The 18,495-nt window shown below is 61.0% G+C and carries 16 protein-coding genes; 1 reads left to right on the plus strand and 15 read right to left on the minus strand.

What is annotated here, in order from left to right:
* Nucleotides 1-17: 17 nt before the first annotated feature.
* The 12 genes from tolB to secA all read right to left on the minus strand — a co-directional run bounded on the left by tolB (nt 18) and on the right by secA (nt 14,930).
* Entirely contained in the window at nt 18-1,310 is a 1,293-nt protein-coding gene (gene tolB / locus AACH39_RS09950; RefSeq protein WP_338619809.1) for a Tol-Pal system beta propeller repeat protein TolB, read from the minus strand.
* A 58-nt stretch (nt 1,311-1,368) separates the two neighbouring features.
* The gene (locus tag AACH39_RS09955) at nt 1,369-2,172 is read right to left on the minus strand and encodes an energy transducer TonB (protein WP_215780308.1); all 804 of its coding nucleotides are present in this window, start codon (nt 2,170-2,172) and stop codon (nt 1,369-1,371) included.
* Nucleotides 2,169-2,573 carry a biopolymer transporter ExbD gene (locus tag AACH39_RS09960; protein ID WP_215780305.1) on the minus strand — a complete coding sequence of 135 codons (405 nt, stop codon included), beginning with the start codon at nt 2,571-2,573 and terminating at the stop codon, nt 2,169-2,171. Before AACH39_RS09960 ends, AACH39_RS09955 begins: the two co-directional genes overlap by 4 nt.
* A gap of 104 nt (nt 2,574-2,677) precedes the next feature.
* Nucleotides 2,678-3,343: a class I SAM-dependent methyltransferase gene (locus tag AACH39_RS09965; RefSeq protein WP_338619811.1), complete on the minus strand. Its 666-nt coding sequence runs from the start codon at nt 3,341-3,343 to the stop codon at nt 2,678-2,680.
* Between the two features lie 75 nt (nt 3,344-3,418).
* Nucleotides 3,419-3,598: a DUF3460 family protein gene (locus AACH39_RS09970; RefSeq protein WP_215780302.1), complete on the minus strand. Its 180-nt coding sequence runs from the start codon at nt 3,596-3,598 to the stop codon at nt 3,419-3,421.
* A 71-nt stretch (nt 3,599-3,669) separates the two neighbouring features.
* On the minus strand, nt 3,670-5,010 hold the full coding sequence (locus AACH39_RS09975) for a GGDEF domain-containing protein (protein WP_338619814.1): 1,341 nt from the start codon (nt 5,008-5,010) through the stop codon (nt 3,670-3,672).
* Nucleotides 5,011-5,150: 140 nt separating this feature from the next.
* A complete protein-coding gene (locus tag AACH39_RS09980) occupies nt 5,151-6,872 on the minus strand; it encodes a response regulator (protein ID WP_215780300.1) in 1,722 nt (573 codons plus the stop codon).
* A 25-nt stretch (nt 6,873-6,897) separates the two neighbouring features.
* The gene (locus tag AACH39_RS09985; RefSeq protein WP_215780299.1) at nt 6,898-9,042 is read right to left on the minus strand and encodes a UvrD-helicase domain-containing protein; all 2,145 of its coding nucleotides are present in this window, start codon (nt 9,040-9,042) and stop codon (nt 6,898-6,900) included.
* 73 nt (nt 9,043-9,115) lie between these two features.
* Nucleotides 9,116-9,898: a serine O-acetyltransferase gene (gene cysE / locus AACH39_RS09990; protein WP_215780298.1), complete on the minus strand. Its 783-nt coding sequence runs from the start codon at nt 9,896-9,898 to the stop codon at nt 9,116-9,118.
* Nucleotides 9,899-9,941: 43 nt separating this feature from the next.
* Complete coding sequence (gene rng, locus AACH39_RS09995) at nt 9,942-11,438, minus strand: ribonuclease G (RefSeq protein WP_252346144.1); 1,497 nt, start codon at nt 11,436-11,438, stop codon at nt 9,942-9,944.
* Nucleotides 11,439-11,446: 8 nt separating this feature from the next.
* Entirely contained in the window at nt 11,447-12,040 is a 594-nt protein-coding gene (locus AACH39_RS10000) for a Maf family protein (RefSeq protein WP_338619819.1), read from the minus strand.
* Between the two features lie 187 nt (nt 12,041-12,227).
* The gene (gene secA / locus AACH39_RS10005; RefSeq protein ID WP_338619821.1) at nt 12,228-14,930 is read right to left on the minus strand and encodes a preprotein translocase subunit SecA; all 2,703 of its coding nucleotides are present in this window, start codon (nt 14,928-14,930) and stop codon (nt 12,228-12,230) included.
* A 203-nt stretch (nt 14,931-15,133) separates the two neighbouring features.
* On the opposite strand from secA, the gene AACH39_RS10010 reads away from it, so the two are divergent.
* A complete protein-coding gene (locus AACH39_RS10010) occupies nt 15,134-15,562 on the plus strand; it encodes a DciA family protein (RefSeq protein ID WP_215780292.1) in 429 nt (142 codons plus the stop codon).
* Between the two features lie 9 nt (nt 15,563-15,571).
* Here AACH39_RS10010 and AACH39_RS10015 read toward each other — a convergent pair whose 3' ends face one another.
* Genes AACH39_RS10015 through cysT form a run of 3 tightly spaced genes read right to left on the minus strand, consistent with a single transcriptional unit; the run spans nt 15,572 to nt 18,382 of the window.
* Nucleotides 15,572-16,636: a sulfate ABC transporter ATP-binding protein gene (locus AACH39_RS10015; protein ID WP_215780291.1), complete on the minus strand. Its 1,065-nt coding sequence runs from the start codon at nt 16,634-16,636 to the stop codon at nt 15,572-15,574.
* A complete protein-coding gene (gene cysW / locus AACH39_RS10020) occupies nt 16,633-17,532 on the minus strand; it encodes a sulfate ABC transporter permease subunit CysW (RefSeq protein WP_215780290.1) in 900 nt (299 codons plus the stop codon). Before cysW ends, AACH39_RS10015 begins: the two co-directional genes overlap by 4 nt.
* A gap of 10 nt (nt 17,533-17,542) precedes the next feature.
* Complete coding sequence (gene cysT / locus AACH39_RS10025; RefSeq protein WP_215780289.1) at nt 17,543-18,382, minus strand: sulfate ABC transporter permease subunit CysT; 840 nt, start codon at nt 18,380-18,382, stop codon at nt 17,543-17,545.
* Between the last annotated feature and the right edge of the window lie 113 nt (nt 18,383-18,495).

Consider the following 18,495-nt stretch of genomic DNA (forward strand, 5'->3'; position numbering starts at 1 on the left):
CACGCGGATCAAACTGATCAATGGTTTGTAAACGGCCCCCAGGCCGGGTCCTGAACTTCACCATGCAGTACGGCCAGCCGTGCCTTGTTGGCGCCATCCAGCGTGGCGGCATAAAGCACGCTTTGACCACCCTGCACACTGGCATACAGCACCATCTGGCCATTGGGCGCAAAACTGGGTCGTTCATTGTAGGGATCACTCGACAACACTCGGGTGTCCCCACTGGTCATATCCTGCATCATCACGCGGAATGCACCCGCCTGTCGCTGGATATAGGCCAGGGTCTTGCCATCTGGCGACAGTCGCGGTGACACGTTGTAACTACCTTGCCAGGTCAATCGGGTCGCTGCGCCACCGGCAGCGGCCATCGAATAAATCTGCGGGCCACCGGCGCGGTCCGACACGAACAGGATCTGCGAACCATCGGCCGACCACGAGGGTTCGGTGTCGATGGCATCGCTGAAGGTCAGCCGCCGCGGCGTGCCGCCATCCGGGCCGACCAGATACAGCTCCGAGTTGCCGGTCGTGGTCAGTACCACGGCCAGCTTGCTGCCATCCGGCGACCAGGCCGGTGCCGAATTGCTGCCCTTGAAATTGGCGGCAGCATGTCGCTTGCCGGTCGCCAGGTCCTGTACCCAGACCACCGGCTTGCGGGTCTCGAACGACACATAGGCCAGATAACGCCCATCCGGCGACCAGGCCGGTGACATGATCGGCTCTTTCGAGCGCAGGATCGTCTGGGCCCGGGCGCCGTCCATGTCCGCCACCTGCAACTGGTAGCTGGCATTGCCCTGCTTGAGCACATACACGATGCGCGTGCCGAAAATCCCCTGCTGACCGGTAATGGCCTGATAGATCATGTCGGCGATCTTGTGCGCCACCTGCCGCCCCTGATCCGGCGTCACGGTAAACTGCCCGGCCGTCAGTTGCTTTTTCTGCGCAACATCCATCAGGGCAAACGACACGGTCACCTGACCATTGCCGGCATCGACCACCGAACCAACGGCCACCGATTGTGCCCCGGCCGCCTGCCACAGCGGATAGTGAATCCCAGCCGGCGCACTCGGCAGATCATTCACCGTTCCCGCATCCAGCACGCGAAACAGACCGGAAATATTCAGATCGTTGCGTACCACCAGCGTCAGCGGATCTCGCAGCCGTGTGCTCTCATCCTTGAACGGCACGATGGCGATGGCATGACGCGTCGCGCCGCCGCCAACAATTTCAATTGTCATATCTGCTTTCGCTATACCACTCGCGAAAGCTAAGACAATCAACAGTACTCTGAACAGATACTTTGAACTAATCATTAGTTCCCTCAAATATCAATTTATTTAACTGATATACAAATAAATTAGCAAATCATGATCAACTTGGCCTGAACTCCAGCTTCAGCTGGCGCACATCACCAAAGCGGGTCCCTGCAGGCAAGGAGGGGAATGTCCCGGCCTCACGAATGGCACGTTGTACCGCTTCGTCATAGGCATGATTGCCGCTCGACTGAAGCAGGGTCACGCTGCGCACTTCCAGTGTCGGCAGCAAGACCACCTGAACCACCGCCTTGGGATTGCCCTGCAGACCGGGCGGGAGCTGCACCAGCGGCAGAATCTTGGCGCGCACCTTGGCGGCGTAATTGTCACGCGCCTGAGCGGAGCCGTTCGGCACACCACCGGCAACCCCATTGGCCGCACCGGCCTGAGTCACCTTCGAATTGGGCGCATGGGTGCTGCTGCCCAGCTCCGACAACAGATCATTGCTGTCATCGATCGGATGCTTGCTGGCCGGCTTGGCCTTGCTGACAGGCGGCGGCACAGGCTTGGCTTTGGGTTCGGGCTTGGGCGCCGGCGGCGCGGCCGGCTTGGGCGGCTGTCGCACGGAGGGATGCGACGCCTCCTGTTTTTTGGGCTCGGGCTTATGCGCCAGTTGCACATCGGCCTTCGGGGCTTCTGCCGGCGTCACGGTCTGAGGCTGGGGGGGCGGTACGACAGGCTGGGCCACCGGCTGCGGCGCGGCTACCGTTGCCACGGGCGCGGCTGACCAGAGTTCCACCGACACCGGTGCCGGCTCGGTCATGACGGTTTGGCGTGCCGCCAGCACCAGCACAGCGATCAGCGCAGCATGCAACAGCAGCGAGAACAGGGCGGGTCGGCTCAGGCCGCGCGGCGAGGTCATTGGCTTTGCTTCACCGTCAGGGCCACCCGCTTGATGCCGGCCTTGTGCAGCGCATCCGCCACCTTGAGCACATCTTCATATTTCATGTCGCGCGCCGCAGAAATGGCAAAGGGCTGATCATTCTGCGCCATCGTACTGGCGGCAGCGGTCAAGGCATCGACACTGGTGAAGGTTTGCGTCTTGTCGGCCCCCTTCAGCGTAATGTTGCCGCTGCTGTCGAGTTCAACCTCAACGGGCTGAACATCCGGCGTACGCGCCTGGGAAACACTGGGAACATCGATGACACCCGGCGTGAACATGGGCGTGGTAATCATGAAAATCACCAGCAACACCAGCATGACGTCGATATAGGGCACCACATTCATCTGATTGATCTGGCGGCGGGGGCGGCGATTCAGCATAGTCGGATCGGGTTAGGTATCAGCCCACATCATAGCACCGGCCAACCCTGGCCGTGTGCAGTGCACTGCAAAGAGGATGTCAGACATGCCTCCCCGGTGTTAGTTCACAATTTCATAGCCAATGTCATGCCATCACCCATTGGCAGCACACTCAGATGGATACGTTCATCGCGCGCCAGCGCGGCATTGAAGTCATGCATGATCTGTACGCCGGGCGGATCTTCCTCGCGCGGAGACACCACGCGGCCACCGAGGAAAATATTGTCGAGCAGAATGACGCCGCCCGGCCGGACCAATTGCAGGCAGGCCTCAAAATAATCGGGCGTACCCGGCTTGTCGGCATCGATGAAAGCCATGTCAAAGGCATTGTGCTGTCCCTGTTGCAGCAGGGATTGCAGGGTTCGGATGGCCGGCTGCAAGGTCAGGTGGATGCGATCGGCCACGCCGGCTTTCTGCCAGTACTCGCGCGCGATCCGGGTGAACTCTTCGCTGACATCGCAGGCCACGACCTCGCCGTCCGCTGGCAGGGACAGGGCCACCGACAGGGCGCTGTACCCGGTAAAGACACCGATTTCAAGGTAGCGCCGTGCACCGATCAGCCGCGCCAGCCAGCCCATGAACTGTCCCTGTTCGGGGGCGATCTGCATTTTGGCCAGGCGATGGCCGGCAGTAAACTCGCGCAGTTCGCGCATGACAGGATGTTCGGTCACGCCGATGGCGTGCAGGTAACCGGTCAGGCCGCCATCGAGCGGAATGGATTGTCTGGTCATGATTTCGGGTCACAGGAAAGCAAACAACGCCCGGCAGGGCGTTGTCAGGGGCGAATCAGGCATTTTCCGCCGGCATCAATCCGGCTGGTAAACATAGGGTTTTTGCGGCACGCGCGATTCGCGCCAGCGACGCTGGTCATCCAGGTCAGGCTGACGATCCCACCAGGTCAGGCGCAGCTCCTGGCGCTGGGTGTCAATCTGCGGATTCTTTTGCAGAAAATCCTGCATGAATTTGGTGAAATCAGACTGGTACATGCCGACTCCTGAAACGGATACTTGACCCGATTGTACTGTAAATCGATCCCGTTCGCATCTGGCATAGCGCCTCAGACGACCAGAACCGGCTCGTTCTTTTCACCATACATCTTGCGATCAGCAACGGACAGCAGCTCCTCGATCAGGACACCATCCTCCGGATAGTAGGCGACCCCGATACTGACCCCGAGCTGGATGTGATGACCGTCCATATCGTAACTGCGCTCGATGGCACGTTTCAGGCGCTCGACCACCTGGGTGACCTCCTGCTTGGACTCGACCTCTTCGATCAGTACCGCAAACTCATCACCACCAAGCCGGGCCACCGTGTCCTCGGTACGCAGCTCGGCTTTCAGGCGCGCGGCAATCACCTGCAGCACGCGGTCACCGGTAGCATGGCCATAGGTGTCATTGACCGGCTTGAAGCGGTCCATGTCGAGAAACAGCACGGCCAGGCTCTTCCCCTTGCGATTCAGGCGAGAAATGGCATGCTGCAGACGATCGTAAAACAGGTTGCGATTAGCCAGATTGGTCAGGCGATCATGGTTGGCCATGTAGAACAGCCGCATTTCACGCTCCTGGCTCCCCGCCATGAACCGCGCGTAGCTGGCCAGACCCGTCAGGATCACCGCCAGCAGGCCCAGCGAAATCAGGCCGGCTACCAGACAATCCAGCGGATTCACCTCGGCAAAGCCCAGCTGCCAGGTCAATTGAATCGTCAGCGGCTGATCCACACCGCCCAGGCGGTGCAACGAATAGAGCTGCGGAAACAGCAAGACCTCGATATTGCGCCGTGCGGCCGTCTGCTGACTCAGCAACAGGCGATCACTTTGCTCCCCCTGCCACATGCGCAACTGCCCCCCTGCTGGCAGGCCGCGCAAATCCGGCAACAAGCGCGCGGCAGACACCTGCAGTCCGACAAAGTGCTGCAAGGACGCATCGACCGAGCGCAGCAGCAGATAGCCCGGTTCTTTGCCACCTTGCATGCGCAATTGCATCACCGGTGCGCCGCCACGCAGCACCACGGCTTGCTGCAAAGTCTGCAACTGGGTCAGATCCGCGGCGGAAAAGGCGCCATTGGCGGCCTGCTCCAGCTGAACACGATGCACCGGCGCATTCAGATCCTGAAAATAGAACAAGCGTTTGATCTGTGGATTATGTGGCAGGACACTGGCCTCGAAGGCCCGGCCCGCCGAATCGGATCGATCGATCGATCGCAAGGCCGCATAGCTGTAGAGCACTACTTCGTTCGCTTTCAAGGTCTGGCCGAGCTGTTCAGCCAGATGCTGCTCGAAAGCGTGAAAATCCTGTTCGGCCCGAAATACCGAACGGCTGACAAAAGACAGCCCGATCAACGCGCTCATTACCAGCCACAGCAATGTGCAGGTCAGATAGACCAGTCTCATTCGCATGGCTTTGCCATATTTCTTGTGGAATAACAGAATATTGTAATTGAAACTGATTAGATTATCAGCCTATTTAGACGGCGAAAACCGGCCAAAACAACAGCGGGAAGGCAACAAAACAGCAAGATGCGCAGACCGGGCAAAACCTACAGGCCCCAGTGCGGTTTTCCCAGCTTTTCGGTCAGAAGACGCCAGGATTGCATCTGTTTCTGGAATTTGTTGTTGGTCGGCGCCACGTCCCTCACCTTCATCAACAGCTCGCTGGCGCGTCGCATATAGCTTTCATGCCAGCCATGGCGATGCACATAGGCCATGGTGGCATTGACCAGATTGAGCATGATCTGGATATTGTTGGGCATTTCGGTCAAAGCGCGGGCGAAGCGCTCAATGGCGGCATCATAAGCGCCACTCTGAGCATCGCGCACCGCCAGGTTGTTCATGTCGACCACGCCCTGCACATTCTCGGCAATCAGGCGGCGGCCCACTTCTCCGCGCCCGACCTCGTCAAACAGCACGCCAAGCCGGTTAAGCATGGACTCGTCATCATGGTGATTGCGCACCAGATCACGCATCACCTGATCGCCGAGCTGGGTCCGGTGCTGGGCGTAGCAGGCGCGGGCGAACTCCATCTGCGCCTCGGCATCCAGACCATCCGCCATTTGCTCGAAGCGCGCTTCGGCCTCTTTCAGCAATTGCTCGGCGCGCATGCCATTGCCGCTGTGAATCTGCACCTGGCTGTCGATGACATCGGCCATCCATTCGCCGGTCTGGTTGTAGCGGAAATCGCGCCGCAGCCGCCCCAGGGTGCGACTGGCGTTACCGGTTTCCCCCTGAGCCAGTTGCACGCGCGCCAGCATGGCATAGTGGTTCGGGCTGCGATGCCAGGTGTACTTGGCAATCTCCAGCGTTTCGGTGCAGGCCACTTCCGCCACGGCCAGGTCATTGTTCATGAAGGCCACTTCGGCCAGCTGCTTCTGACGCCGGATCACCACCGGCGACAGGGCGGTCGCGGTCTGCAGGATGGCCTGAGCCTTCTCCAGTTCACCACTGTCCCGGTGCAGGCGCGCCAGCCAATCGTAGGCTTCCATGATGCGATCATTGTCTGCCAGTACTTCCTCGAACAGCATGCGGGCCTCGCCATGCGCCTTCAGGCCGGTCAGCGCCTTGGCCAGACCGAGCTTGGCCCAGGGCACATCCTTCATGCGCAGCACATCCATATACAGGCTGCGCGCCGTATCGTAATCGCCGATACGCAGCGACAGCGAACCCTTGATCTTCATGAAGTCGAGCGTGAACTCTCCGCGCTCGGCGATCTTGCGGCTGCAGATTTCGATGGCGACCAGATACTCGTTGCGCAGGATGGCTTCGTCGATGGGGCGGAAGGCCGTGCGCTTGCGCATGGCCTTCGACAATCGCTGGGACAGCATCTCGCCGGAGAAGGGCTTGAGCAGATAATCGTCGGGGGCCAGTTCGGCAGCAGAAATCACGCGTTGCGAACGGCGCTCGCCGGTCACGATCATGAACACGCAGGACTGCTTGATCAGATTGCGTTCCTTGACCTCTTCGAACAGGTACAAGCCGTCGTAGCCATTGCCCAGGTCATAGTCACACAGCACGACATCGAAGTCGTAGCGCCCCATCTTGGACAGCGCATCACTGGCGCGGTTGGCGTACTCGACCTTCTCCGCCCCGAATGATGACAGAGTCATACCCATGGCGCGCTGCATCTCCGGCACGCTGTCGACGACCAGAAACAGCCTTCCACTGAAGCTGTTGCGGTACTCTTCCTCGCGATGCCCGGGTTCCGCGCCCAAGCCGAGCGCGGCAGACTGGATTGCCGGCTTGCCGGCTTTCGGCTTGTCACCCATGGTTGCCTGATCGCTCCATCCGCCTTCAGGCTGGCTGCAGCTTGGCGTAGCGCAGATCCAGCCATTTCATGCCGTGTTCGGCAAAATTGATTTGCAGGCGCACATCACTGCCGGCGCCCTCGGCATTGACCACCACCCCCAGACCAAACTTGGCATGGCTCACCGACTGACCAATGCGATAACCATGATCGGTCGCCGCACTACTGCGGCCCTGTGGTGCCCGCTGCCATGCCGCCGGGGCTTGCGGCGCCACCGCCGCCTGCTGTCCGGACAGCACCTTGACCAGTCCGGCGGGGACTTCGTCGACAAAGCGCGACCGGATCGGATAACGGCTCTGACCGTGCAACATGCGCGCCTGGGCACAAGTCAGATATAGACGCTTGCGAGCCCGTGTCACTGCAACGTACATCAGCCGTCGCTCTTCTTCCAGCCCTTTACTGTCATTCAGGCTGTTTTCATGCGGGAAAAGCCCCTCTTCCAGACCGGAAACAAACACGGCGTCGAACTCCAGCCCCTTGGCCGCGTGCACCGTCATCAATTGCAGCGCATCCTCACCGGCTTCGGCCTGGTGATCGCCAGCCTCCAGAGCCGCCGAGGTGAGGAACTCGATCAGGGCCAGCGAAGGTTCATCGGCCACGAATGCCGCGGCAGCATTGACCAGTTCGTCCAGGTTGGCCAGTCGCTCCTCACCGTCCTTCTTGTCCTGTTCGTACATGGCGCGCAGGCCGGAGTCATCAATGGCCAGGCTGACCGTCTCGGCCAGCGTCAAGCCCTCGGCACGCTCGCGCATGGCATCCATCAGCAAGACAAACCTGGCCAGACTGGCCGCGCTGCGTCCCCCGCCGGCGGCGCAGGCCGCCTGCCAGAGCGACATGCCGCCCGCGACGCTGGCCGCCTGCAGATTCTCGATGGTCCGGGCACCGATGCCGCGTGCCGGCAGGTTGATCACCCGCAGCAAGGCATTGTCGTCCTCCGGATTGGCCAGCAGGCGCAGATAAGCCAGCGCATGCTTGATTTCCTGGCGTTCGAAGAAGCGCAGGCCGCCATAGATGCGATAGGGGATGCGACCATTGACCAGCGCATGCTCCAGCGCCCGCGACTGGGCATTGGAGCGATACAGCACGGCGATGTCGGACAGGTTCAGCCCTTCGCGCTTGAGGGCGCGGGCCTCATCGACAATGAACTCCGCCTCATCCCCATCCGACCAGGCCTCGTAAAAGCGGATTTCTTCGCCGTCCCCCGCCTCGGTCCACAGGTTTTTGCCCAGACGACCGTCATTGTTCTCGATCAGGGCATTGGCGGCCTTGAGGATGGTGCCTGCCGAGCGATAGTTCTGTTCCAGCCGGATGGCGTCGCCGATGCCGTAATCGCGCAGCAGTGCGCGCATATTGCCGACTTCCGCCCCGCGGAAGGCGTAGATCGACTGATCGTCGTCACCGACGGCGAACAAGGCATTGTCCGTACCGGCCAACAGGCGCAGCCAGGCGTACTGCAAGCGGTTGGTATCCTGAAACTCGTCGACCAGCAAAAAGCGGAAGCGGCTGCGGTAGTGCTCGCACAGGGCCTGATTGGCCGACAGCAATTCGTAGCTGCGCAGCAGCAGTTCGGCAAAATCGACCACACCTTCGCGCCGGCACTGGGCATCATAGGCCGCGTACAGCTCGATCAGCTTCTGGCCGTAGTAGTCATGGGCAGTCAGGCGATCCGGGCGCTGGCCGGCTTCCTTGTTGCCGTTGATGAAGTGCTGCACGCTGCGCGGCGGGAATTTCTCGTCGGACAACTCGAGGCTTTTCAGCAGGCGCTTGATGGCCGCCAGCTGATCCTGGGTATCCAGGATCTGGAAGGTCTGCGGCAGACCGGCATCACGGTAATGCAGCCGTAGCAGGCGATTGCACAGGCCGTGAAAGGTGCCGATCCACATGGTACGCACATTGACCGGAATCATCGCGGACAGCCGGGCCTGCATCTCGCGCGCCGCCTTGTTGGTAAAGGTCACGGCCAGCACCCCGGCCGGGCTGATCTGCCCGGTCTGGATCAGCCAGGCGATACGGGTGGTCAGCACACGGGTCTTGCCACTGCCGGCACCGGCCAGGACCAGGGCGCTTTGCGCCGGCCAGGTCACGGCACGCAGTTGTTCCGGATTGAGGCCGGCCAGCAAATCTGAACTCATGTGCATCTCGCAAGCGGTAAAAGCCGGATTTTACACCAGCCAGCGTCGGAAAACCGTGTCCGGCAGAGACGCGTCAGACGCGCTGATCCATCTCCAGTGCGGGGGTACCGCCTGTGCCCTGGCTGACGATGCGGGCCGGCACGCCGGCCACGGTACAGTGTGGCGGGACCTCGTCCAGCACCACGCTGCCGGCGCCCACCTTGGCGCACTCGCCGACATGGATGTTGCCCAGGACGGCTGCACCGGCACCGAGCATCACACCGTCACCGATCTTCGGATGGCGATCGCCGCGCTCCTTGCCGGAACCGCCCAGGGTGACACCATGCAGGATCGAGACATTGTTGCCGATCACGGCCGTTTCACCGACGACCACGCCGGTGCCGTGATCCAGCAAGATGCCGCGACCTAGCCGGGCTGCCGGATGAATATCGGCACCGGTCACCTCGGAAATGCGGTTTTGCAGGAACAGCGCCAGTGGCTGACGTCCGTTCAGCCACAACCAGTGGGTGATGCGCTGGCTCTGGATGGCATGAAACCCCTTGAAATACAGCAGGGGGGTAGCATAACCGTCACAAGCCGGATCGCGCTGGTAACACGCCTCGATATCGGCGCGCACGCTGTCGATGATGCGGCCATCGGCATCAAACGCCTCGCGGAACAACTCCATCAGGGCACGGGCATCCATCACCGGACTGGCCAGTTTGCTGGAGAGGTGAAACGCCAGCACGTCTTCCAGCGAGCGGTGCCGCAGCACCGTCATGTGCAGGAAACTGGCCAGCAGGGGCTCGGCTTCGGCCGCGGCCTGGGCCTCGAGCAGAATCGCCGACCACAAGGGATCTTCAGGCATATCGGACATCTGTTTTCTTTCTTGCTGCGGCCGGGCAGACCCCGACCGCGGGTTACAACAACACTACGTCAAACTGTTCCTGGGTATAGGAGCTCTCCACCGACAGCGACACCGGCTTGCCGATGAAGTCCACCAGCATGGCCAGACTCTGCGACTCCTCATCCAGGAACATATCGATCACCGGCTGCGCAGCCAGGATGCGGAAGCCGCGCGCCTCGAACTGCCGCGCCTCGCGCACAATCTCACGCTGAATCTCGTAGCAGACGGTCTGGGCGGTCTTGACCTCGCCACGGCCCTGACACTGCGGGCAGGTCTCGCACAAGACATGAGCCAGGCTTTCACGCGTGCGCTTGCGGGTAATCTCCACCAGTCCGAGGCTGGTAAAGCCGTTGAGGGTCACCCGGGTGCGGTCGCGCGCCAGTGAGCGCGCCAGCTCGTTGAGCACCGAATTGCGGTGTTCTTCGTTCTCCATGTCGATGAAATCGACAATGATGATGCCGCCCAGATTGCGCAGCCGTAACTGGCGTGCCAGTGCCTGGGTCGCTTCCAGATTGGTCTTGAAGATGGTTTCGTCGAAGTTGCGGTTGCCGACAAAGCCGCCGGTATTCACGTCGATGGTGGTCATCGCCTCGGTCTGGTCGATGATCAGATAACCACCGAACTTGAGGTTAACCCGACGCGCCAGCGCCTTGTCGATCTCGGCTTCAATCCCGTGCAACTCGAACAGCGGCCGTTCACCGCTGTAGCGCTGAATCTTGTCCACCGCCAGCGTCACATACTGCTCGGCAAACTCGGTCATGCGGCTATAGTTTTCCGTCGAGTCGACGATCACCTGCTCGGTCGATTCACTGACCATGTCGCGCAGCACACGCAAGGACAGCGGCAGATCTTCATACAGCAGGGATTGCGCTGGCAGATTCTTCGACTTGTAGCGGATGTCGGTCCACAGCTTGGACAGGTAGCCGACGTCGGCGGCCAATGCCTCATCGCTGGCGGTCTCGGCACTGGTGCGGATGATGAAGCCATGCGGCATGTCGGGCGGCAGCAGCTTCTCCAGCCGCGACTTGAGCGAATGACGCTCCTCTTCGTTTTCGATTTTCTGCGAAATGCCGATATGGGTTTCCTGAGGCAAATGCACCAGGAAGCGCCCGGCCAGGCTGATCTGGGTACTCAGGCGCGCGCCCTTGGTGCCGATCGGATCCTTGATGACCTGCACCAGTACCGTCTGCCCCTCGAACAGCATCTTCTCAATGCGCTGTGGCTCGGTCGGATGCTGGCGCTGTTCCAGCACGTCGGCGATATGCAGGAAGGCCGCTCTTTCCAGGCCGATCTCGATAAAGGCCGACTGCATGCCCGGCAGTACGCGCTTGACCTGGCCCAGATAAATATTGCCGACGATCCCGCGGCTGGCCGAACGCTCGATGTGCAGCTCCTGCACGATGGCATCTTCCAGCACCGCTACACGGGTCTCCTGCGGGGTGATGTTGACCAGAATCTGTTCCTTGTGGCGCGGAACATCGCGCGGCAGGGGAATGGTTTGATGCATCATGCGCCCCCTCAAGGAAAGACGTAGCCGAAGCGCGACAACAGTGCCGCGGTTTCAAACAGCGGCAAACCGACGACACCGGTGAAGCTGCCGTTGATGCGTTCGACAAACACCGAGGCTTTGCCCTGAATGCCATAGGCGCCGGCCTTGTCGAAGGCTTCGCCACTGTCCAGATAGCGCTGGATATCGGCCTCGCTCAGCGGTCGGAAGGTCACGTCGGTGATCGAGGTCACCTGCTCCACCCGCTCACCCTGGCGTACGGCCACCGCGGTAATCACCTGATGGGTGCGACCGGAAAATGCCTGCAACATGCGCCGGGCATCTTCGGCATCCAGTGGCTTGCCGAAAATGACCCCGTCCTGCACCACCGTCGTATCGGCTGACAACAAGGCTCGCTCCGGCAGAGCGCAGCTTTGCACCACCGACCAGCCGGCATCGGCCTTGGCGCGCGCCAGGCGCTCGGCATAGACCCGGGCGTCTTCGCCGGGGAGCACCGATTCATCGATATCGGCATGGATCCGTTCGAAATGCAGGCCGAGCTGGGTCAACAACTCGCGGCGACGCGGACTTCCGGACGCCAGATACAGGGTTTCGTTTGCAGTCATGTTGGGCTATGGCAGTCGTGATTTGCTGTAAGCCTACCAGACGGGGGCATGGCGGACTACCTGCTTTCCGACGCGACCGTGACAAACCCTGCCGACATGCGTTCCAAGCGCCGACAGAAACCAAGGCTCGAAATGAAAAACGCCACGCGCAAGGCGTGGCGTTCATTCGTTACCGGGACCGAAGCGGTCAGGCCAGACGGCCGTGGCACTGCTTGTACTTCTTGCCGCTGCCGCACGGGCACGGATCATTGCGACTGATGCGCAGACCACGCTCGGCCAGAGCCTCCGGACTCAGCGCTTCATCTGAGAAGCCCGACCCCGGGGTGTCATGGTGCATCGAGGTTTCTCGTGCTTCCTGTGCTTCCAGCGCCTCGACTTCCTCGCGGCTGCGGATCTGTACCGTCATCAGCACACCGACCACGCTGCGCTTGATGCGCTCCAGCATATCGGCAAACAGCTCGAAGGCTTCGCGCTTGTATTCCTGCTTCGGATTCTTCTGTGCATAGCCACGAAGATGAATCCCCTGACGCAGATGCTCCATCGCCGACAGGTGTTCGCGCCAGTGAGAATCCAGCATCTGCAACACGATCGAATGTTCGAACTTGCGCATGCCCTCGTCACCGACCAGGGCCACCTTGGCGGCGTAGCTCTCTTCGGCCAGCTTGAGGATGCGTTCGCGGATATCGGGAATATCCAGCGTGGCTTCCTGCTGCAGCCATTCGCTGACCGGCGCATGCAACTGGTACTCGGCTTCCAGCACCTTCTCCAGCCCCGGCAGATCCCACAGCTCGTCCATTGAATCCGGCGGAATGTGCAGGTCGATCAGATCGCCCAGCACGCCTTCGCGCATATTGGTCACGATGGCGCTGACATCTTCGTCTTCGAGAATCTCGTTACGCTGCTGATAGATCACCTTGCGCTGATCGTTGGCAACGTCATCGTATTCCAGCAGCTGCTTGCGCACGTCAAAGTTGCGGCCTTCCACCTTGCGCTGGGCGTTCTCGATGGAACGACTGACCCACGGATGCTCGATGGCCTCGCCTTCCGGCATTTTCAGCCGCTCCATGATCGCGGCGACGCGATCGGAGGCAAAAATCCGCAGCAGCGGGTCTTCCAGCGACAGATAGAAACGCGAGGAACCCGGGTCGCCCTGACGACCGGAACGGCCGCGCAGCTGGTTGTCGATCCGGCGCGACTCATGGCGCTCGGTGCCGACGATATGCAGACCACCGGCGGCCAGCACGGCATCATGGCGTTCCTGCCACTCGCTGCGCAGGGCTTCGATGCGCTGCTGCTTTTGCTCTTCGCTCAGACTCTCATCATTGCGCACCGCCTGGATATCGGTTTCCGGGTTGCCACCCAGCACGATGTCGGTACCGCGACCGGCCATATTGGTCGCGACGGTCACCACGCCCGGACGACCGGCCTGAACCACAATGTCGGCTTCGCGGGCGTGCTCCTTGGCATTGAGCACGTTGTGCGGCAGCTTGGCGCGGGTCAGCAGCGACGAGATCAGCTCCGAGTTCTCGATCGAAGTGGTACCGACCAGAACCGGCTGGCCACGCTTGTGACAATCGGCGATGTCGTCGATGATCGCCTGGTATTTTTCGGCAGCGGTACGATAAACCTTGTCCTGCGCATCCTTGCGCACCATCGGACGGTTGGTCGGGATCACCACGGTTTCCAGACCGTAAATCTCCTGGAATTCGTACGCTTCGGTGTCGGCGGTACCGGTCATGCCGGACAGCTTGCCATAGAGGCGGAAGTAGTTCTGGAAGGTGATCGAGGCCAGCGTCTGGTTTTCGCGATTGATCTCGACGCCTTCCTTGGCTTCCACGGCCTGATGCAGGCCATCGGACCAGCGGCGGCCCGGCATCAGACGGCCGGTAAATTCATCCACGATCACCACTTCGCCATCCTGGACCACATAGTGCTGGTCACGCAGGAACAGCGAATGGGCCTTGAGCGCGGCCATCAGGTGATGCATCAGCGAAATGTTGGTGGCGGAGTACAGGCTGTCGCCCTCGCGCAGCATGCCCATTTCGGCCAGCAGCTGTTCACAGCGCTCGTGACCTGCCTCGGACAGCATGACCGAATGGCCCTTCTCGTCCACCCAGTAGTGACCTTCGCCATCTTCCTTTTCCTGGCGCTGCAGCTTGCCGGGAATGGCATTCATCCGGGTATAGAGATCAAGATTGTCTTCCGCCGGACCAGAGATAATCAGCGGGGTACGCGCCTCGTCAATCAGGATCGAGTCGACTTCATCGACCACGGCGAAGGCCAGCGGGCGCTGAACTTTCTCGCCCAGATTGAAGACCATGTTGTCGCGCAGGTAATCGAAACCGAATTCGTTGTTGGTCCCGTAGGTAATGTCGGCGGAGTAGGCGGCCTGCTTGGTCGAGTGATCCATCTGGCTGAGGTTCACGCCGACCGACAGGCCGAGGAAGTTGTACAGGCGGCCCATGGTACCGGCATCGCGGCTGGCCAGATAATCGTTGACCGTCACCACGTGCACACCCTTGCCGGTCAGGGCATTCAGGTAGACAGGGAGGGTGGCGACCAGGGTCTTGCCTTCACCGGTGCGCATTTCGGCGATCTTGCCGGCATTGAGCACCATGCCGCCGATCAGTTGTACATCGAAATGGCGCATGCCCAGCACCCGGCGCGAGGCTTCGCGGCAGACGGCAAACGCCTCCGGCAACAGATCATCGACCGTGGCACCGGCGGCCAGGCGCTGGCGGAATTCAGCGGTCTTGCCTGCAAGCGCCTCATCGGACAGCGAGCGCATGCCTTCTTCGAGGGCATTGATGCGAACCACCACTTGGCGGTATTGCTTCAGCAACCGTTCGTTGCGGCTGCCGAACACTTTCTTGAGGAGCGAGGAAATCATCTATCGAATCCAGGGGAGCCAGCTAGGCCAAAAATGACGGAGAGTTTAGCACATTCAATGCACTGCATATCAGGGCATGATTGCTTTGAATCAAGAGGCTGTTGCGTCGAGCCGGTCGTTTCTTTGCACCAAGCGGCGATTTCTGACAGCTTAATAGCGCAATGATGAATTAGAATTCAGACGAATCCCATACTGAGCCATTCATGAGAAGTCGCACACCGTATCAAATCGCCAGCCATGATCGCACTCTGGCTCAACTGACGGAACAAGCCCGCGCCCTGCTGAAACTGGACCGGGCATTTCGCAAGATGCTGCCGCCAGCCGTCGCGGCCAGTTGTCGTGCCGTGCGCATCGAAGACGGGGAACTGCTGCTGTTTGCCGACAACGGCCTGATCGCCGCCCGGCTGCGCATGCTGGCGCCGGGCCTGTTGCCGCAGCTGGCGGCACTGGGCTATCCGGCAGACCGGGTCAAGGTTCGCGTCAACCTGCAAATCGCACCGCCGGTGCGGGAAAAGAAACTGGTGATCGGTGAAAGCGCCCTGGACGCCATCGAGCAGGCGGCGGCTCAGGCGGTGAAGCACCCGCTGGTCGCCGAGGCGCTGGCCAGGCTGATCGCCCATCACCGCAAATAAGCCCAGCCCTCAGATCACGTAATCCTGAACATCCGGAAACACCGCCAGCTTGCGTGGCCGCACATACACCAGATCTCCCGGCGCCAGCGCCAGCTCGCGATAACGCTCCTTGGCCAGCGCCACCTCAATGGGCTCGGCATCGTCACGGCGCAACTCGAGCCGTACCAGCGGTCCCACCGCATGGATATGCTCGACCCGCCCCTGTGCCAGCGCACCGGCCGGGTCTCGGCTGATATCCAGATCGTGCGGACGCACATAGGCCACCGCCCGCTCGCTGTCATCCACACCCTGAACATGATGGGCAAACGGCCCGATGGTCAGCTGCCCCTGCTCCACCCTGCCGTGGAACAGGTTCACATCCCCCAGAAAGTGGGTGACGAACGGCGTGGCCGGATGTTCGTAAATCTCGTCCGGCGCACCGACCTGCTCGATGCGGCCATGGTTCATCACCACCACCCGGTCGGAGACTTCCAGTGCCTCTTCCTGGTCATGGGTGACAAACACGCTGGTCAGATGGATTTCATCGTGCAGATCGCGCAGCCAGCGCCGCAGATCCTTGCGCACCTTGGCATCCAGTGCGCCGAAGGGTTCATCCAGCAACAGCACCTTGGGCTCGACCGCCAGCGAACGCGCCAGCGCGATCCGCTGACGTTGCCCGCCCGACAACTGCGCCGGATAGGCATTGGCCAGCCAGTCCAGCTGGACCAGCTTGAGCAGAGACATCACCCGCTCGCGAATTTCCGCCTTGCCCGGGCGCGTGGCACGCGGCTTGACCGACAGGCCGAACGCCACGTTATCGAATACCGTCATGTGGCGAAACAGCGCGTAATGCTGAAAGACGAAACCGACTTGCCGCTCACTGACGTGCCGCCTGGTAGCATCCTCGCCGGAAAACAAGATCTGTCCGGCATCCGGCTGATCCAGTCCGGCAATCATGCGCAGCAGGGTGGTCTTGCCACAGCCGGACGGGCCGAGCAATGCCAGCAGCTCGCCGGGGTTGACCTGCAAATCCACCTGATCCAGCGCGGTGAAATCGCCAAAACGTTTGCTCAGCTTGCGAACCTCGATACTCATACCGACTCCTGGTTAAGCGGTCTCATGGCTTGCAGACGCAGATCCAGCGTCCGGGTAGTGGCCAGCGCGTCGGCACGACGCTGACGCCACTCCACCAGCGCTTTGGCCAGCAAAGTCAGCAAGGCCAGCAGCGTCAGCAGCGAAGCACAGGCGAAGGCGCCGACGAAGTTGTATTCGTTGTAAAGAATTTCAATGTGCAGCGGCAGGGTAATGGTTTCGCCGCGGATATGGCCGGACACCACGCTCACGGCACCAAACTCGCCCATGGCCCGGGCATTGGTCAGAATCACGCCGTAGAGCAAGCCCCATTTGATATTCGGCACCGTCACACGCCAGAAGGTCTGCCAGCCCGAGGCGCCGAGCACCAGCGCCGCCTGCTCTTCCTCCGAGCCCTGTGACTGCATCAAGGGGATCAATTCCCGCGCCACGAAAGGGAAGGTGACAAAGACCGAGGCCAACACGATGCCGGAGACGGCAAACACCACCTTGAAGCCATGCGCTTCGAGCCATCCCCCCAGCGGCGAATGCACACCGAACAGCAGCACATACATCAGACCGGCGACCACCGGCGAAACGGAAAACGGCAGATCGATCAGGGTGGTGAACAGGCTTTTGCCGCGGAATTCGAAACGGGCGATACACCAGGCGGCACAGACCCCGAAGATCAGGTTCAGCGGCAAGGCCACCGAGGTGGCCAGCAGAGTCAGACGAATCGCTGCCAGCGCATCCTCATCGACCAGAGCGGCCGCATACAGGGAAAACCCCTGGCTGAAGGCCTGCTGGAACACCACGAACAGCGGCAAGAGCAGGAACAGTGTCAGGAACAGGACAGCCAGCACAATCAACGACCAGCGGATGACCGGGCTGCCCGCACGCGAATCGACGTAAGCACTCATGAAGGGTTCCTCAACGTCCGGCGCCGTGACGCCGGGCAATGCGCCACTGCAACACATTGATCAGCAACAGGCAGACAAAGGCAATGGCCAGCATGACCACCGCCACGGCCGTCGCACCGTTCTGATCGTACTGATCCAGCTTGGCCACAATGATCAGCGGCGCAATCTCGGACACACGCGGAATATTGCCGGCAATGAAAATCACCGAACCGTATTCCCCCGCCCCGCGGGCAAACGCCAGTGCCACCCCGGTCAGCAGAGAGGGGAGCAAGGCAGGCAAAACCACCCGTCGGACGATTTGCCAGCGTGTCGCCCCCAGACAGCTGGCGGCCTCTTCAAGCTCACGCTCCAGGCCCAGCAAAACCGGCTCCACGGTACGCACCACAAAAGGCAGGCCGATGAAAGTCAGTGCCACCACAATGCCCAGCGGCGAGAACGCCACCTTCAGCCCCAACGGTGCCAGGTACTGGCCGATCAGGCCGGAAGGGGCATACAGGGCGGTCAGAGCAATGCCGGCCACCGCCGTCGGCAGGGCGAAGGGCAAATCAATCATCGCGTCGAACAGGCGTCGACCCGGAAAGGGATAGCGCACCAGGACCCAGGCCACCAGCAGGCCAAACACGGCATTGATCAGCGCCGCGTACAGCGCCGCCACGAAGGACAGACGGATGGCGGCCAAGACACGGCTGTCGCTGATGGTGTGCCAGAAAGCCGGCAAGCCCATGCTTGCGGTCGAGACGATCAGCGCGGCAAAGGGCAGGATGACGATCAGTCCGAGCCAGAACAGGCTCACACCGAAGGCCAGGCTGAAGCCCGGCAACATGCTGTATTGGCGGTTAAGTAAGGTCATGGGTGCGGCATCACGATGGCGAAGGCAGTATGGCACTATACCGTCTGATTTTTATTCCCATAAATAATATCGGGAAATACCATTAGCCACCGTGGTTATAACCAGTCCCGCCC

The sequence above is a fragment of the Paludibacterium flexuosum genome (assembly GCF_037076605.1).
In the GTDB taxonomy this organism is placed as follows: Bacteria; Pseudomonadota; Gammaproteobacteria; order Burkholderiales; family Chromobacteriaceae; genus Paludibacterium.